The organism is Pseudomonas siliginis, from assembly GCF_024072275.1.
Classification (GTDB): Bacteria; Pseudomonadota; Gammaproteobacteria; order Pseudomonadales; family Pseudomonadaceae; genus Aquipseudomonas; species Aquipseudomonas siliginis.
Map to the genome: position 1 here is coordinate 3,177,250 of NZ_CP099598.1, position 14,654 is coordinate 3,191,903.

General features: G+C 58.5%; 9 protein-coding genes. 4 read left to right on the forward strand and 5 right to left on the reverse strand.

Features of this window, described 5'->3' with window-relative positions; genetic code table 11:
• Window positions 1-114 precede the first annotated feature (114 nt).
• Together NF676_RS14615 and NF676_RS14620 are read left to right on the forward strand one after the other, a co-directional pair.
• Window positions 115-1,617 (forward strand): ATPase domain-containing protein, encoded by a 1,503-nt coding sequence (locus NF676_RS14615; protein ID WP_056789781.1) that lies wholly within the window; start codon window positions 115-117, stop codon window positions 1,615-1,617.
• Window positions 1,614-3,284, forward strand: coding sequence for an ATP-binding protein (locus tag NF676_RS14620; RefSeq protein ID WP_150740916.1), 1,671 nt, complete (start codon window positions 1,614-1,616; stop codon window positions 3,282-3,284). The genes NF676_RS14615 and NF676_RS14620 overlap by 4 nt, the downstream gene beginning before the upstream one ends.
• Window positions 3,285-3,330: 46 nt before the next feature.
• On the opposite strand, the gene NF676_RS14625 is transcribed toward NF676_RS14620, so the two are convergent.
• From NF676_RS14625 to NF676_RS14645, 5 genes are read right to left on the reverse strand one after another with little or no spacing between them, the layout of a single operon-like run.
• The gene (locus tag NF676_RS14625) at window positions 3,331-3,708 is read right to left on the reverse strand and encodes a response regulator (protein ID WP_041480262.1); all 378 of its coding nucleotides are present in this window, start codon (window positions 3,706-3,708) and stop codon (window positions 3,331-3,333) included.
• A 44-nt stretch (window positions 3,709-3,752) separates the two neighbouring features.
• The gene (locus NF676_RS14630) at window positions 3,753-4,967 is read right to left on the reverse strand and encodes a hybrid sensor histidine kinase/response regulator (RefSeq protein WP_041480260.1); all 1,215 of its coding nucleotides are present in this window, start codon (window positions 4,965-4,967) and stop codon (window positions 3,753-3,755) included.
• Entirely contained in the window at window positions 4,961-5,554 is a 594-nt protein-coding gene (locus NF676_RS14635; protein ID WP_252886276.1) for a chemotaxis protein CheB, read from the reverse strand. Before NF676_RS14635 ends, NF676_RS14630 begins: the two co-directional genes overlap by 7 nt.
• Window positions 5,551-6,384, reverse strand: a complete 834-nt coding sequence (locus tag NF676_RS14640; protein ID WP_016774863.1) for a CheR family methyltransferase — start codon at window positions 6,382-6,384, stop codon at window positions 5,551-5,553. Before NF676_RS14640 ends, NF676_RS14635 begins: the two co-directional genes overlap by 4 nt.
• A complete protein-coding gene (locus NF676_RS14645; protein WP_252886277.1) occupies window positions 6,384-9,857 on the reverse strand; it encodes a response regulator in 3,474 nt (1,157 codons plus the stop codon). The genes NF676_RS14640 and NF676_RS14645 overlap by 1 nt, the downstream gene beginning before the upstream one ends.
• Before the next feature lie 264 nt (window positions 9,858-10,121).
• On the opposite strand from NF676_RS14645, the gene NF676_RS14650 reads away from it, so the two are divergent.
• Together NF676_RS14650 and NF676_RS14655 are read left to right on the forward strand one after the other, a co-directional pair.
• A complete protein-coding gene (locus NF676_RS14650) occupies window positions 10,122-10,481 on the forward strand; it encodes a response regulator (protein ID WP_252886278.1) in 360 nt (119 codons plus the stop codon).
• Between the two features lie 171 nt (window positions 10,482-10,652).
• Window positions 10,653-14,576, forward strand: a complete 3,924-nt coding sequence (locus tag NF676_RS14655) for a M35 family metalloendopeptidase (protein WP_252886279.1) — start codon at window positions 10,653-10,655, stop codon at window positions 14,574-14,576.
• Window positions 14,577-14,654: the final 78 nt, after the last annotated feature.

The following is a 14,654-nucleotide window of genomic DNA, read 5'->3' on the forward strand; positions in this document are numbered from 1 at the left end:
AATTGGCCGCCCGTCCAAGAAAAAGCGGAACCGTGAACACGCCGTGAGGTCAAGTTACTCAGGCGGCTCACTCTAGCCAGCCGCCGGATTACCCTAGTCATAAGAGGGCGTTTTTTGACTACATCAAACGAGTTGATCAGTGCAAAGGCCGCCGTCGGCATTGTGGGTCTGGATGACATCCTTGCCGGTGGCTTGTCTCGCGGCCATGTGTTTTTGCTCGAGGGGGAACCCGGGACCGGCAAAACCACCGTGGCGTTGCATTTCCTGCGCGCCGGTGCGCTGGCCGGGGAACGCTGCCTGTACATCACTCTCTCGGAAACCGAGAAAGAACTGCGTCAAGGTGCGCTCTCCCACGGCTGGGAGCTGAACGAAAACATCAAGATCTTCGAGCTGACACCGCCGGAAAGCCTGCTCAATGCCGAACACCAGCAAAGTCTGCTGTATTCCTCGGACCTTGAACTGGGTGAGGCGACCAGGCAGATTTTCGAAGTGGTCGAACGCTTCAAACCGACCCGCGTAGTGCTCGACAGTCTTTCGGAGATCCGTCTGTTGGCGCAGAGCTCGTTGCGCTATCGTCGGCAGATTCTGGCGATCAAGCATTACTTCGTGCGCTACGACGCCACCGTCCTGCTGCTCGACGACCTGACCACCGAGTCCCTCGACAAGACCGTGCACAGTGTCGCCCACGGCGTGATTCGTCTTGAAGAGCTGACACCGAGCTACGGCGCTGAGCGTCGGCGCGTTCGAGTGGTCAAGTATCGCGGGCAGAAATACCGTGGCGGTTTCCACGACTTCACCATCATGGGCGACGGCGTCCATGTTTTTCCACGCTTGGTAGCGGCGGAACATCGCGGCGACTACCCACGTCTGCAGCTGTCCAGCGGCATCCCGCAAATGGACGCCCTGCTCGGCGGCGGCATCGAGACCGGCTCAAGCACGCTGATTCTCGGCCCGGCCGGTACCGGTAAATCGCTGATCTCAATGATCTTCGCCGCCGCAGCGGTGGCTCGAGGCGAAAAAGCCGCGCTGTTCATTTTCGATGAAGAGCTGGGCCTGCTGTTCGAACGCATGCGTCATCTCGGTATCGACCTCAAAGCCTTGCAGGCCACCGGTAATCTGCTGATCGAACAAGTAGACGCCGCCGAATTGTCTCCCGGTGAGTTGTCCCATCGCGTGCGCCGTTGCGTCGATGAGCTGGGTATCAAAACCGTGGTAATCGACAGCATCAACGGCTATCAAGCGGCGATGCCGGAAGAAAACGCGCTGGTGCTGCACATGCACGAGCTGTTGCTGTACCTGAACCGCAAAGGCGCGGCGACTTTCATGACGGTCGCCCAGCACGGTCTGGTGGGCGATATGCAGGCGCCGGTCGATATCACTTACCTGGCCGACACGGTGATTCTGTTGCGCTACTTCGAAGCCCTCGGCAAAGTCCGCCGGGCGATCTCGATTATCAAGAAACGTACCGGCAACCACGAGTCGACCATCCGTGAATACCGGATCTCCTCGCATGGCATGACCATCGGCCAACCGCTGGAATCCTTCCAGGGCGTGCTGCGTGGCGTGCCGACTTACATGGGAGCGAGCAATCCATTGCTTGAGGATGAAAGCTTGTGACGGTCAACACGCCGTTGGCCGAGCGGGTGCTGGTGCTGGCGCCTATGGGTCGCGACAGCCAGATCGCGTTGATGATCCTCAACGAAGCCGGCTACGGCGGCATGGTGGCGCCGAATCTCGGCGCTTTATGCACCGAGCTGGAGGTCGGTGCCGGACTGCTGCTGATTGCTGCTGAAGCGCTGCGCGGACCTGAACTGGAAGGGCTAATCGCCTACCTTGACCAGCAGCCCGCGTGGTCGGACATGCCAATTGTCCTGCTGACTCATCATGGCGGCGATGAACAAGGGCCGCCGTCGCGCCTCAGCACCCTGCTGGGCAACGTGACGTTTCTCGAGCGCCCCTTCCATCCCGCGACGCTGGTCAGCCTGGTCTCCGCCGCCCTGCGTGGGCGACGACGACAATATGAAGCGCGCGATCGGCTGATCGACCTGAGTGAAAGCGAACGACGCCTGCAATCGACTCTGGAAACCCTCGAACAGCAAGTCGAAGAACGCACCGCACAACTTCGCCACAACGAAGAAGCCCTGCGCCAATCGCAGAAAATGGAAGCGGTCGGCCAACTCACTGGCGGCATCGCTCACGACTTCAACAACATGCTCACTGGCATCATCGGCAGTCTTGAATTGCTGCGTCGACGTCTGGCCCGAGGCCGCACGGAAGACCTCGACAGCCTGATCGATCTAGGTGTGACGTCAGCGAACCGCGCCGCCGGCCTGACTCACCGTCTGCTGGCGTTCTCGCGCCGTCAGTCACTCGACCCGAAAGCCGTGCAAATGAACACGCTGGTGCTGTCGATGGGCGAGCTGCTGCAACGCAGCCTCAATGAAAGCATTCATCTGGAAATGCGCCTGGACGACAATCTCTGGGTTGCCGAGGCCGATCCCAATCAACTGGAAAGCGCCCTGCTCAACCTGGTGATCAATGCCCGTGATGCGATGCCCGAGGGTGGCAAGCTGGTGGTGGAAACCAGCAATCAGGTGCTGCATCGCGAATTCACGGCTGCGTACAGCAATCTGGAGCCAGGCGATTACGTGATGCTCAGCGTCACTGACAATGGCAGCGGCATGCCCCAGAGCGTGGTCAGCCGTGCGTTCGATCCGTTTTTCACCACCAAGCCGATCGGCCAGGGCACCGGCCTCGGACTGTCGATGATCTATGGTTTCAGCAAGCAGTCGCGCGGGCATGTGTCGATCGACAGTGAAATCGATGAAGGCACCACGGTAAAACTCTATCTGCCGCGTTTCCGTGGTGAAGAAGTGGAAATTCCCGTCTCGGATTCGCAGCAGGCTCCGTATGCGATGGATGGCGAAACCGTACTCATCGTTGAAGACGACCCTGCGGTGCGCGTATTGGTCAGCGCCGTGCTCAGTGAGTTGGGTTACGCGTTCGTCGAGGCCGGTGATGCCGACGGCGCCATGCCGATTCTAAATTCGACGCAACGCATCGATTTGCTGATCAGCGACGTTGGTCTGCCGGGGATGAACGGTCGTCAACTGGCGGAGGTTGGTCGGCAATATCGCCCAGGTCTGAAAGTGTTGTTCATCACCGGTTATGCCGAGCACGCGGCGGTGCGCGGTGGCTTCCTCGACTCGGGAATGCAGATGATCACCAAGCCCTTCACCTTTGATCTGCTCACCGCCAAGGTGCGCGAGATGATCAATAGCTGATTCTCATGCAGGAGCTGCCGAAGGCTCGGCAGCTCCTGCATGACAATCAGGCCAGCAACTCCTGAATCTTTTCCTGCAACACATCCAGATCGAACGGTTTTTCCAGGATCGGTGCCCTGTTAGTAATCGGGCTGCCGGTCTCACGGATTTCCTGCGGGTAGCCGCTGATGAAAATCACTTTGAGGTCCGGTCGCAATTTCACCGCTGGCTCGGCAATCTGCACGCCGGAGATACCGCCCGGCAGGCGGAAATCGGTAATCAGTATGTCGAGATGAGGTTTGCTGGCGAGGATCTCGAAAGCCTGCTCGCCATTTTCCGCTTGCAACACGCGATAGCCCTGCCCTGACAGGTAATCTGTCAGGACCATCAAGATAACCGGTTCGTCTTCGACGACGAGTACTACATCTTGCGCATCTACGCTCATGGGAAGCCTTTGTTCGGTCAATAGCTGCTGATACGACCGTGTGGTCACTCAGAGGTTGCGTCGGATATGCCGTTTTCCTGGATTGGCAGACAAACGCGAAACAGGGCGCCCTCGTTGATTTCACTCTCGACGACGATGGAGCCGCCATGGGCGGCGACGATCTGCTCGGAAATGAACAGACCCAGCCCGAGCCCGGCCACCACCGTCTTGGCGGACACCCGTTCGAACTGCTGAAAAATACGCTTCTGGTTCTCGGCGCTGATGCCGATGCCGTGGTCTTGTACCTCGACCCGGGCCTCGTCATCTTCGCGATAGACGCGCACCTGAATCGGGCTGCGACCACCGTAACGCAAGGCATTGGTCAGCAGATTGGACACCACTTGCTCGATGCGGAACTCGTCCCAGCAACCTTCTACCGGCGCCGATGCCTCGAAGGAAACGCTGGTTTCTGCCGCTTCCATTTGCGAGGCAAAATTCTGCAGGAGATTGCTGACCAGTTGCACCAGATCGAAACGACTCGGTCGGATCGATAGTTTGCCGGTGCGGATTCGCGAGACATCGAGCATGTCTTCGATCAGGCGAATCAGGCTTTTGATCTGCCGCTCATCGCGGTCGACCATCGCCTGCATCTTGTCGAGGGTGAACGCTGAGGCGTTGTCCCGGGCCAAGTGCATCTTGCGCAGCTGGGTTTCGAGGATCAGGCCATTGAGCGGCGTACGCACCTCGTGGGCGACGATGGACATGAAGTCATCACGCATGCGCACCGCTTGTTCCAGCTCCAGCTGGGTGCTTTGCAGCTGTTGCAGCAGCGCTTCCTGCTCACGCCGGGCCTGCTCCAACGCCTCGACCTGCTGCTTCATCGCCTTGCTCTGGCGATACAGATCGACGAAAACGTTGACCTTGCTCTTCACCGCATGGATATCCAGCGGCTTGTGCAGGAAGTCCACCGCACCGCTTTCATAGCCTTTGAACGCGTAGTTGAGTTCTCGGCCGGCAGCGCTGACAAAGATGATCGGGATGTTCTTGGTCTTCTCTGTACCGCGCATCAGCTCGGCGAGTTCGAAGCCGTTCATGCCGGGCATCTGCACGTCGAGAATGGCCATGGCGAATTCGTGCTGCAGCAACAGCGACAGTGCTTCGTCCGCCGACAGAGCCTTGTAGACCGTGCGATCCTCGCGCTTGATCAGCGCTTCCAGCGCCAGCAGGTTTTCTGGCAGATCGTCAACGATCAACAGTTTGGCTTGGATATTACTCAGCATGCGATTCGTTCCAGCTCGACTAGCAGACGGCCGATGCCGTGAATGGGTAGGACATGATCCGGCTGCAGAACGTTCAGTGCAGCCTGGGGCATGGTGGCGACTTGTGCATCCTCGGGGTCTTGAACAATGGTCAGGCCGGCGCCACGCTTGACGTAAGCGAGCCCGCGCGCGCCATCGTGATTGGCGCCGGTCAGCAGGACAGCGGCGAGTGTCTCGCCGTAAACGTCAGCGGCGGATTCAAACAGGTAATCAATAGACGGCCGCGAATGATGTACGCGGTCCTCCAGGCTCAGTGACAAGCTGCGATCCGCTTCGACCGACAAGTGATAACCGGGCGTGGCGAAATACACCGTGCCGGCTTCAATGTCCTGCTTGTCTTCAGCTTCCTTGACCGGCATCGCCAGGCGCCGGGAGAACACTTCGGCCAGATGACTGCGGCGTTCTTCCGGCAGATGCAGAACGATGATGATCGGCAGCACATAGCCTTTGCGCAACGGCCCGAGCAGGGTCAGCAACGCCTCGACACCGCCTGCGGAGGCGCCGATCACGACAGCCTCGATGCGAGGCAGGCTCGGGGTGTCGTTCATGATTTGCGGTAGATCCGTTCTTGTTTGACCAACGCCTCGAACTGATTCGAATAGTTGGAAAAATCCAGGGTTTCCTTGCTGCCCAACACCAGAAAGCCGCGATGCGACAGTGATTCATGGAACAGCCCGAATGCCCGGTCCTGCAGCTTCTTGTTGAAGTAGATCAGCACATTGCGGCAGGAAATCAACTGGGTTTCGGAGAACACGCTATCGGTGGCCAGGCTGTGGTCGGCGAACGTCACGTTCTCGCACAGGCTCTTGTCGAAAATCGCGTAGCCGTAGGCTGCGGTGTAGTAATCGGCAAACGAACGCTGACCGCCGGCCTGCTGATAGTTGGCAGTGTAGGCGCGGACGTTTTCCATGGAGAAAATCCCTTGCTTGGCCTTCTCCAGCGAGCGCGGGTTGATGTCGGTGGCGTAGATGATCGTGCGGTCGAGCAGGCCTTCTTCGCGCAGCAGAATCGCCATCGAATAGACCTCCTCGCCCGTGCTGCAGCCGGCAATCCAGATTTTCAGCGACGGATAGGTGCGCAGCAGCGGCACCACTTCGTTGCGGATCGCCAGGAAGTGCGAAGGATCACGGAACATCTCGCTGACCGGGATCGTCAGCAGTTGCAGCAGCTGCATGAACGCCGTCGGGTCGTGCAGGACTTTTTCTTGCAGGGCCGAGATGGTCGCGCACTCGAACTGACTCAGCGCGTGCTGCACCCGGCGCTTGATCGAAGCGCCGGAGTAGTCGCGAAAGTCATAGCTGTACTTCAGGTAAATCGCCTCGATCAACAAGCGTAATTCGATTTCGCTGTTGCGCTCGGCTGAACTGCTGCGTTCCACTAGATGCGTTCCATTTTCGGTAACCACACACGTATCAGCGAGAACAGACGATCAAGGTCGATGGGCTTGGCCAGGTAATCGTTGGCGCCCGCTTGCAGGCAGCGCTCCTGATCGTCCTTCATGGCCTTGGCCGTTACCGCGATGATCGGCAGCTTGCGCCAGCGCGGATCCTTGCGGATTTCCATGGTGGCTTCGAAGCCATCCATTTCCGGCATCATCACGTCCATCAGCACCAGGTCGATGTCCTCGACTTCATGAAGTTTCTCAATCGCTTCGCGGCCATTACGGCCGATCACCACGACTGCGCCTTTGTGTTCCAGTGCACTGGTCAGGGCGAAGATGTTGCGCACATCGTCGTCCACCAGCAGCACTTTGCGACCTTCAAAGACCTTGTCGCGGCTGCGCGCGGTCTTGAGCATCTTCTGCCGTTCATGCGACAGCTGCGATTCGACTTTGTGCAGAAAGAGTGTGACCTCGTCGAGCAACCGCTCCGGGGAGCGCGCGCCCTTGATGATGATCGAGCGTGAATACTTGCGCAGCTCGGCCTCTTCATCGCGAGTCAGATTGCGGCCGGTGTAGACAATGACCGGCGGGAACGAGCAGATGTCCTCGGTGGACATGCGCTTGAGCAAATCGTTGCCGAGCATGTCCGGCAGCTTGAGGTCGATGACCATGCAGTCGTAGATGGTCGTGCGCAGCAGTTCCAGCGCGTCCTGGGCCAGGCCGACTGCAGTGATTTCAATGTCTTCGTCGCCGATCAGCCGCGCGATGCTTTCGCGTTGCAGATCGTCGTCTTCGACCAGCAGCACGCGCTTGACCTTCTGCGTCAGCTTGGCTTCCAGACGAGCGAAGACGTCCTTGAGCTCTTCGCGGGTGGTCGGCTTCACGGCGTAGCCGATGGCGCCCATGTGCATAGCGGCTTCGACGCGGTCTTCCACGGAAATCACGTGCACCGGAATGTGCCGGGTTTCGGCGCGTTCTTTCAGGCGTTGCAGCACGGTCAGACCGGAATGATCCGGCAGGCGCATGTCGAGCAGGATCGCATCCGGCACGAATTCGCGGGCCAGGTCGTAACCTTCATCGGCACCGTGGGCGACCAGACACTGATAACCCAACTCATGTGCCAGGTCATACAGGATGTGCGCGAAGTTCGGCTCGTCCTCCACCACCAGAATGCAGCGGGTGGCGAACGGCGCCTTGTCGCGATCGTCGGCGAAGCGCGGGATGACAGCCGGAATCGCTGACGCCACCGGTGCCGCAACGGCCGTTGGTGTAGCCACAGCAGGCGCTGCATGAAAGGTCAGCGGCGCGGCCGGCGTATCACCGAATTCGTGATACTGACGCGGCAACAGCAGCGTGAACGTGCTGCCCTGCCCCGGTACGCTGTCGACGCTGATCGAGCCGCCCAGCAACGTTGCCAGATCCCGCGAGATTGAAAGGCCCAGGCCGGTACCGCCGTACTTGCGGTTGGTGGTGCCATCCGCCTGACGGAACGCTTCGAAAATACTTTCCTGCTGATCGGCTGCGATACCAATCCCGGAATCCTTGACGCTGAAAGCGATGTGATCATTCGGCTGCGCGGTGATGCTCAGGCTGACGGCGCCGTGCTCGGTGAACTTGATCGCGTTGGACAGAAGATTTTTGATCACCTGCTCCAGACGCTGCCGGTCGGTGAACAGTAAGCCGGGAGCGTCCGGCTGGACCTCGACAGTGAAAGCAAGGTGCTTGTCGGCAGCAAGCGGTTCGAACATCGAGCGCAAGCCATCGACCAGACGATCGACGCGGGTGTTTTCGGCAATCACTTCAAGCTTGCCGGCCTCGACCTTGGAAATGTCGAGGATGTCGTTGATCAGGTTGAGCAGATCGTTGCCGGCCGAATAGATCGATTCGGCAAACTTGACCTGTTCCGCCGACAGATTCTGCTGCGGGTTTTCCGCCAGCAGCTTGGCCAGAATCAGCGAACTGTTGAGCGGCGTGCGCAGTTCGTGGGACATGTTGGCGAGGAATTCGGACTTGTACTTGCTCGAGCGTTGCAGCTCTTCGGCACGCTCTTCGAGTTGAATCTGCGCCTGATTCAGCTCGGTGTTTTTCTTGTCCATCGCATCGCGCTGTTCGGCCAACTGCTCGTTGGTCTGCTCCAGCTCCACTTGCTGGGTTTCCAGATGCGCCTGGGATTCCTTGAGAATCCGCGACTGTTCTTCCAGCTCTTCGTTGGCAGTCTTCAGCTCTTCCTGCTGCACTTGCAGCTCTTCATTGAGCTGCTGGGTTTCGGCGAGCACTTCCTGCAAGCGTTGACGGTAGCGCGCCGCCTCGATCGAGGTGCCGATGTTGCCGGCAATCAGCTCCAGCAATTCGATGTCGCGCTCGGACAGCGGACGCAGGAAGCCCAACTCGATTACGCCGTTGACGCGGTCGTCATCGCTGGTCGGCACCACCAGCACACTGTGCGGCAGGCCTGCACCGAGGCCGGAGCTGACTTTGAAATAGTCGCCAGGGACCGCGTCGAGACGGATCAGGCGTGCTTGTTCTGCGACTTGGCCGACGATGCCTTCACCGCTGTAAATCGTCTGGTTCAGCTCTTCCTGCTCGCGGGAGAAACCATAAGTCGCCACACGCTTGAGGCCGCCATGTTCTTCACGCACATAAAGCGCAGCGACGGCAGTGCCAAGGTATTGCGCGCAGAATTGCAGAATGTTGCGCCCCAGCAGGTTCAGCGTCAGTTGACCCAACACCTGCTCGGCCAGTTGCGTCTGGCCGTTGCGCAGCCACGCCTGTTTCTCCAGGCGTTCGGCGCTGGCCAGTTGGGCGGCGAGGTTGGCGCTGTAGTTGGTCGACAGGTTTAGCAGATCACGGCGGCCGATGTAGGCCAGCAAACCGCTGATGCCAACGATGAAGATCAGGTAAAGGGTGATGCTCCAGATCGTCGTGCGGCGCACATCCTCATTGCGCGTGGCGCGCAGCACCTGCTCGGTCTCGATGACGTCCTCGAATTGCTTGCGGATTTCATCGGTCAGGCGCTTGCCCCGCCCGGCCTTGACCGCACCGCGATAGTCGCCACTGCTGCGCTGCAGATCGATCATAGACTGCGCGTAATTGGCCCACTCCACCTGCAAGGCTTGCAAACGGCGCAGGCGATCGGTCTGCACCGGATTATCGGCGGTCAGCTCCAGCAACGTATTGAGAGCGACCTCGATACGCGGCTTGGCAACTTCGTACGGGTCGAGAAAGTGCTCGTCACCGCTGAGCAGATAGCCGCGCATGCCGGTTTCCAGATCAACGGTGAGCTTCACCGCTTCATTGGCGTTATTGATCACCCGGTCGGTGTGCTCGACCCATTGGATGACCGACAGCAAATAAGTGATCAGCGAGACGAAGAACACGGCGCTGAGCACGCCAACGCCCAGCGGCAGGCTGACGTTGCGACTCAGAAGTTTGCGGAACCGTTGTTCATCAACCGAGGACGGAGAGGACATGGGGCAGCCTTGTCGAACTGTTGAAAACCCGAGAGTTTGCCCCAAAACCCCGCCATGGATCCATTTTTCTCACACAAATGATGGCATTTTCCTACGCACACCTGCGCATTGGACGACGCCAACGGTTATCCTTGCCTCACCGCACTGACCTGTTCTTTTTTGTATCAGCTCGGGAACTTGTGGCTATGCGCCACTTACTCATGCAAGAGTCCGGCAAATTCGCTTGCCCGGTATCCCCCGATTTCAATTTTTGAGAGTCCTGCCATGTCTGCCACTCCATCCACTATCCTGGTCGTTGAAGACGACTCCATCGTGCGCATGCTTATCGTCGATGTACTGGAAGAGTTGGACTACAAGGTTGTGGAGGCTGATGGCAGCGAGCAAGCCTTGGCTTTTCTTCAGGACCAGAGCCAGCAGATTGATCTGATGATGACGGACGTTGGCCTTCCAGGCATGGATGGTCGCGAACTCGCAGGCGAAGCCCGTAAACTGCGCCCTGCTCTGCCCATCCTGTTCGCCAGCGGCTATGCCGAGAATATTGACGTGCCCAGCGACATGCATGTCATCGGCAAGCCCTTCTCCATCGATCAATTGCGCGACAAAGTTAAAGGCATTCTGAACTAAACCTGATAAATGCCCGTCGCGGATGCAACTTGTCACATCCGAAAATAATCAGCAACTAACTAACACTGCCATTGCTTAACCTGCCAGCTCTATCCTGAATAATCTTTGGCCGCGTTAATAAATAACGAAAATCAGCCAGGGAACTTTCGATACTCATTCAGGATAGAGCCCATGCAGTTCATTTCTTCCGACGTGCCTGCCGCCGTCGATTGCTCCGCTTCCGACAAACAGGAACGCGCGCTTATTGTTCAGTCACTTGCCGAAGCCCTTAAGGCAACTGAGTTTGAAGTCTCGGCCGACAGTTACTCGGCAAGCGCCTCGCTGCCGGTCGCCACTGTATTCAATGTGCAAGATCGCTTCATACCCCGGGTCATCGGCAGCAGTTTTGACGAACGCTGTGAACCAGCACGCAATGCCTTGAAAAATTTAATTGCAACCCCGGAGTTTGCGCAGCTGTTACGCAACCATTCTTTTTCAGCTGATATTCAACTAGCAGTGGATACCAACGCCGGAGTTCTCGTTGTTTATGACTCAGAGTTCGAATCCCATCGTTTCAGTATTGCACTGGATAATGCTGAAGTTTCGGTGTTTTCCGAAGAACTCGATATGCTCGCCGATTTGGCGAAGAACATCGGCGGCGTCGTTTATTCCGGCCAAGTGATTGGCATAGTGCAATGGTTGAAGTTCAACGGTTATGACGTGCCGACGAACATAGCCGAAACCCGGGCACTGATTGAATGGCTGGCCTTCGAACTGCCCGAGCCACCCGCCTTGGGCGACTACCACGAATTGCTCCACGCCGATGAGTCGTCACCGTTTCATCTATCGATAGCGGACCGCAAAGTCATAACCCAGACAGTGCATGAGCTGACCCAAGGTGCGACAAGCCTGTTGCAGGTACTGGCGTTCGCCAACTTCAACCTGATTCCGGCACAGGACATACGCGACAACGCGGACAAGTTCCTGCACAACTTCCTGAGGCGAAAAACCGCTCGCGCCCTGGGAGAAACCCTGCATGCACGCCTTGGCTGGCATCTGGAAGCCAATAACGCGGACGTGCGCGAACGCCAGGTCAATGAGTTAGTCATCGCTGCGCTGATCATCGACATGCAATTGCGCTCCGATCAGCCTCTTGTCGCCGGCTATGACTTCTATCAACCGGCGAATTCCACACTCAGCGCTGCCGAAGTACGCGTCCTGTTCGAACAGCATCTGGTTGATCTGGGCCTGAGCGAAGCGCACAACGCGCCACTGGCAGCGCATCTATTGATCGCGGGTGCAGCACCGGAGTTGCTGATCGACCAGATCCCGCCCGGGCTCACGCTGGACAAGCCAGGCTGGGTAACTGCACGCCAGAGCGCTGCCGTGGTCGAGCACGCCGCACCTGGCAGCTCGCGTGCAATGACGTTTGCACAACTCAAGGCGTTTTCCGAGCTGACCCCGGTTTCCGGTGAGCTCGACAAGTTGTACGAAGCGGCGGCGATCCCGGCGGTGGTGGACTGGGCGGTACTCAACGGAGTCATCCCTTACCGCAGCGACAAAGACTACGACAAGACCACGGTGATCAAGGCCAGCGCGTATTTCTCGCGTTACATGGAGGCTCTGGCCCAGTCTGAAACAGGCTTGTCCACCGCGCCACCGGACCGGCGCAAAATCGCTTTGCGTGCGCTGGAGCAAGTGATGCCCGCCGGCGCCTATCTCGAACAGCCGGCCTTCGAAATAAAGTACCTGGACAGTTTCGGCGAACGTAGCTGGCTCGAAGGGTTGAAGGCTGCGCATCCGGCGGGGATTCTTACCGAGTTCTGGAATTTCCTCGCCAGCGCCACTGACAACAACCAATACGCGATCAACGGCCTGTTGCGCTTACGCCTGTCGATTCTCGATCTGTATCTTTCCGGCGATCTGGTTGAAGACGGACAACTTTCGGACAAATTCAAGACCCGCGACAACTTCCACCCCCCGGCCGATGCCTTCACCCGCCTGGCCGAACTGCCATCGCCGGCGCAACTGTTTGATCAGGCGTTTGACCGTTACTACCGGAACGTGCGCGAGGGTCTATCGTCCCTGATCAAAATGGCGATCACGCAGATGCCAGAGCATGATCGTCAGGCCTTGACCAGCGGCCAAATGACCTTCTACACCGTCAGGAAGGAAGTCAATCCACTGAATCCGCAGCAAGAAACGCAAATCCAGCGAGATGAGGCCAATGGGCGTTACGGGATCATTCTTTGCTGCGACAACGGTGATCGGCTGCGTGCTTACGAACTGTTCACGCTGCGCGGCGTCTGCTACGAGCGTCCGGATCTGGCGCTCAAGCTGCAAGACACCGGTCTCATTCATCAACGGCCGACCCTTTCATACACTGGCAGCAAGTACGATTTTCAGGACAAGAACAAAGCCAGCGAGTGGCCCCTCGATTACGCCGCCTACCGCGAAGGCAGCGAACCACGCCAGGGCATGACTTCCAAAGTAGTGGTGGAGAAGCTCTGGCAGTTGCAACTGCAAGAGACTGATGTGCGCGCGGTTCCGCTGTTCTTTTCTGCGCAACTGGATGAGATCGCCCAATGCGTACTGGACAACCATCCTGTCGCCCGCCGCGAAGAGTTGTATGCCGCACTGGATGTGCGCAACGGCCTGGAAGAATGGCGCGACACCAGGGAGATCGTCGAGAACCTGGCAATCAACGTCATCGTGCCGTTCAAACAGTGCATTGAAGACATTCGTTCCGGACGCACCGACCGTGTCGCCGAAGGCATTGGTGGCTGCATTCTGGATGGCCTGTCAGTCATCGGCCTGCTGGTCGGTCTTGGCGCGTCGGCAGCGAGCATCATCGCCAAGACCGGGTCGACCACCCTAAAACTGCTGAAAGTCGCCAAAGCCGTGGCCCGAGCGGCCGTGTCGCTGATCAACCCGCTCGACGGATTGCCCACCCTCGCCCGCAAAGGTTTTCGTCTGGTCAAACGCGGCGTGGTCTTTGCCGGTGAAACCGCGCTCGACACCGCGCACACCGCCAGCGTGCAATTGAAAAGGTTGATCCATGGTGTCGAGAGTCGGGACTGGCTCAGGCTCTCCCACACCGGCGATGTGCGTCAGGCGACCTGGCGAGGCGCCGACGCGCTTGGCGAGGCGATCGACATCGCAGTGCTGGAACGCAACCAGGACTGGCACGCGCTGAGCATCCGCACCGGCGGTGCCTGGGGCCCGCGCCTGAAACTGCTCGACCTGGGTAACTTCGCCCCGTTGAAGCGCCTGTTCGGCCGCTTCAAGCCATTCAGTTACACCCGCGGTTATCTGAAAAAAGCCATTCCCCGCGCCCGGACCAAGCTGGACAACTCCATCAACGCGCTGTCGCAACCGTCTTCCAACGACGACATTCGCGCGGTGCTCAAGCATGTGTTCGGTAACGATTCCGATGAAGTGGCACAGCACGTGTCGAAACATCTCAGCGCGATGCGCAAGGATCTCGAGTCGATCAGCTTCAGCAATGTGACGTTCCGCCCGCATCAACCCGGCGTGATCGCCTCGCTTTCGCCACCGGCCTATAAGCGTTGGCAGACAGCGCTGCGCACCGGCGAAAAAATCGATGAGTCCGCAGGCCGGTTTCTGTCGATCTACCCGGACAATCTCGATGAGTTTTACAAGTTGTCGCGCTACGACGACGGCAGCGTCGCCGACGTGCTGATTCACGAAATGTCCCACGGTGGCCCGGACACCCTCGACCTGTACTACGGCAAGGTCTACCCGGAGTTGCATCAGGCGGAGTTCGATGCGGTCGGACTGCTGGAACTGGCTCGGGACGCGCGCAAGGCGCATCCGGACAACCTGATCAATCCACATCACGCTCTGGCGCACCGACCGGGATTCGTCGAGTTCAACCAGGTAAAAACCAGTCTGCCGAAACTGGTCCAGGACCATCCGGCGCTGGCCAACGCTGAGTCATACATGCTTGCGGTATCGCTGCTCGATCAAGCACAAACGCGTCCGGCCATATTGAGCTTCAATGTGAAGACCATCGACGATGCCGTGCGCAACACCGCTGCAGGCAAGTTTCTACAAGGGCCGCTGCTGCTCAACCTCGCCAAACCGGTCATTTAAACGCTGAAACGGCTGGTCGGTGGACAGGGTGCATTTCAATCACTTCGCTGTGGTTTAATTGCGCCCTTTTTTCTTCCA

What these genes read in the sequence shown, in the direction of transcription:
- NF676_RS14625 (WP_041480262.1), bottom strand. Translation starts at nt 3,708, where the DNA reads ATGAGCGTAGATGCGCAAGATGTAGTACTCGTCGTCGAAGACGAACCG.
- NF676_RS14630 (WP_041480260.1), bottom strand. Translation starts at nt 4,967, where the DNA reads ATGCTGAGTAATATCCAAGCCAAACTGTTGATCGTTGACGATCTGCCA.
- NF676_RS14635 (WP_252886276.1), bottom strand. Translation starts at nt 5,554, where the DNA reads ATGAACGACACCCCGAGCCTGCCTCGCATCGAGGCTGTCGTGATCGGC.
- NF676_RS14645 (WP_252886277.1), bottom strand. Translation starts at nt 9,857, where the DNA reads ATGTCCTCTCCGTCCTCGGTTGATGAACAACGGTTCCGCAAACTTCTG.
- NF676_RS14650 (WP_252886278.1), top strand. Translation starts at nt 10,122, where the DNA reads ATGTCTGCCACTCCATCCACTATCCTGGTCGTTGAAGACGACTCCATC.
- NF676_RS14655 (WP_252886279.1), top strand. Translation starts at nt 10,653, where the DNA reads ATGCAGTTCATTTCTTCCGACGTGCCTGCCGCCGTCGATTGCTCCGCT.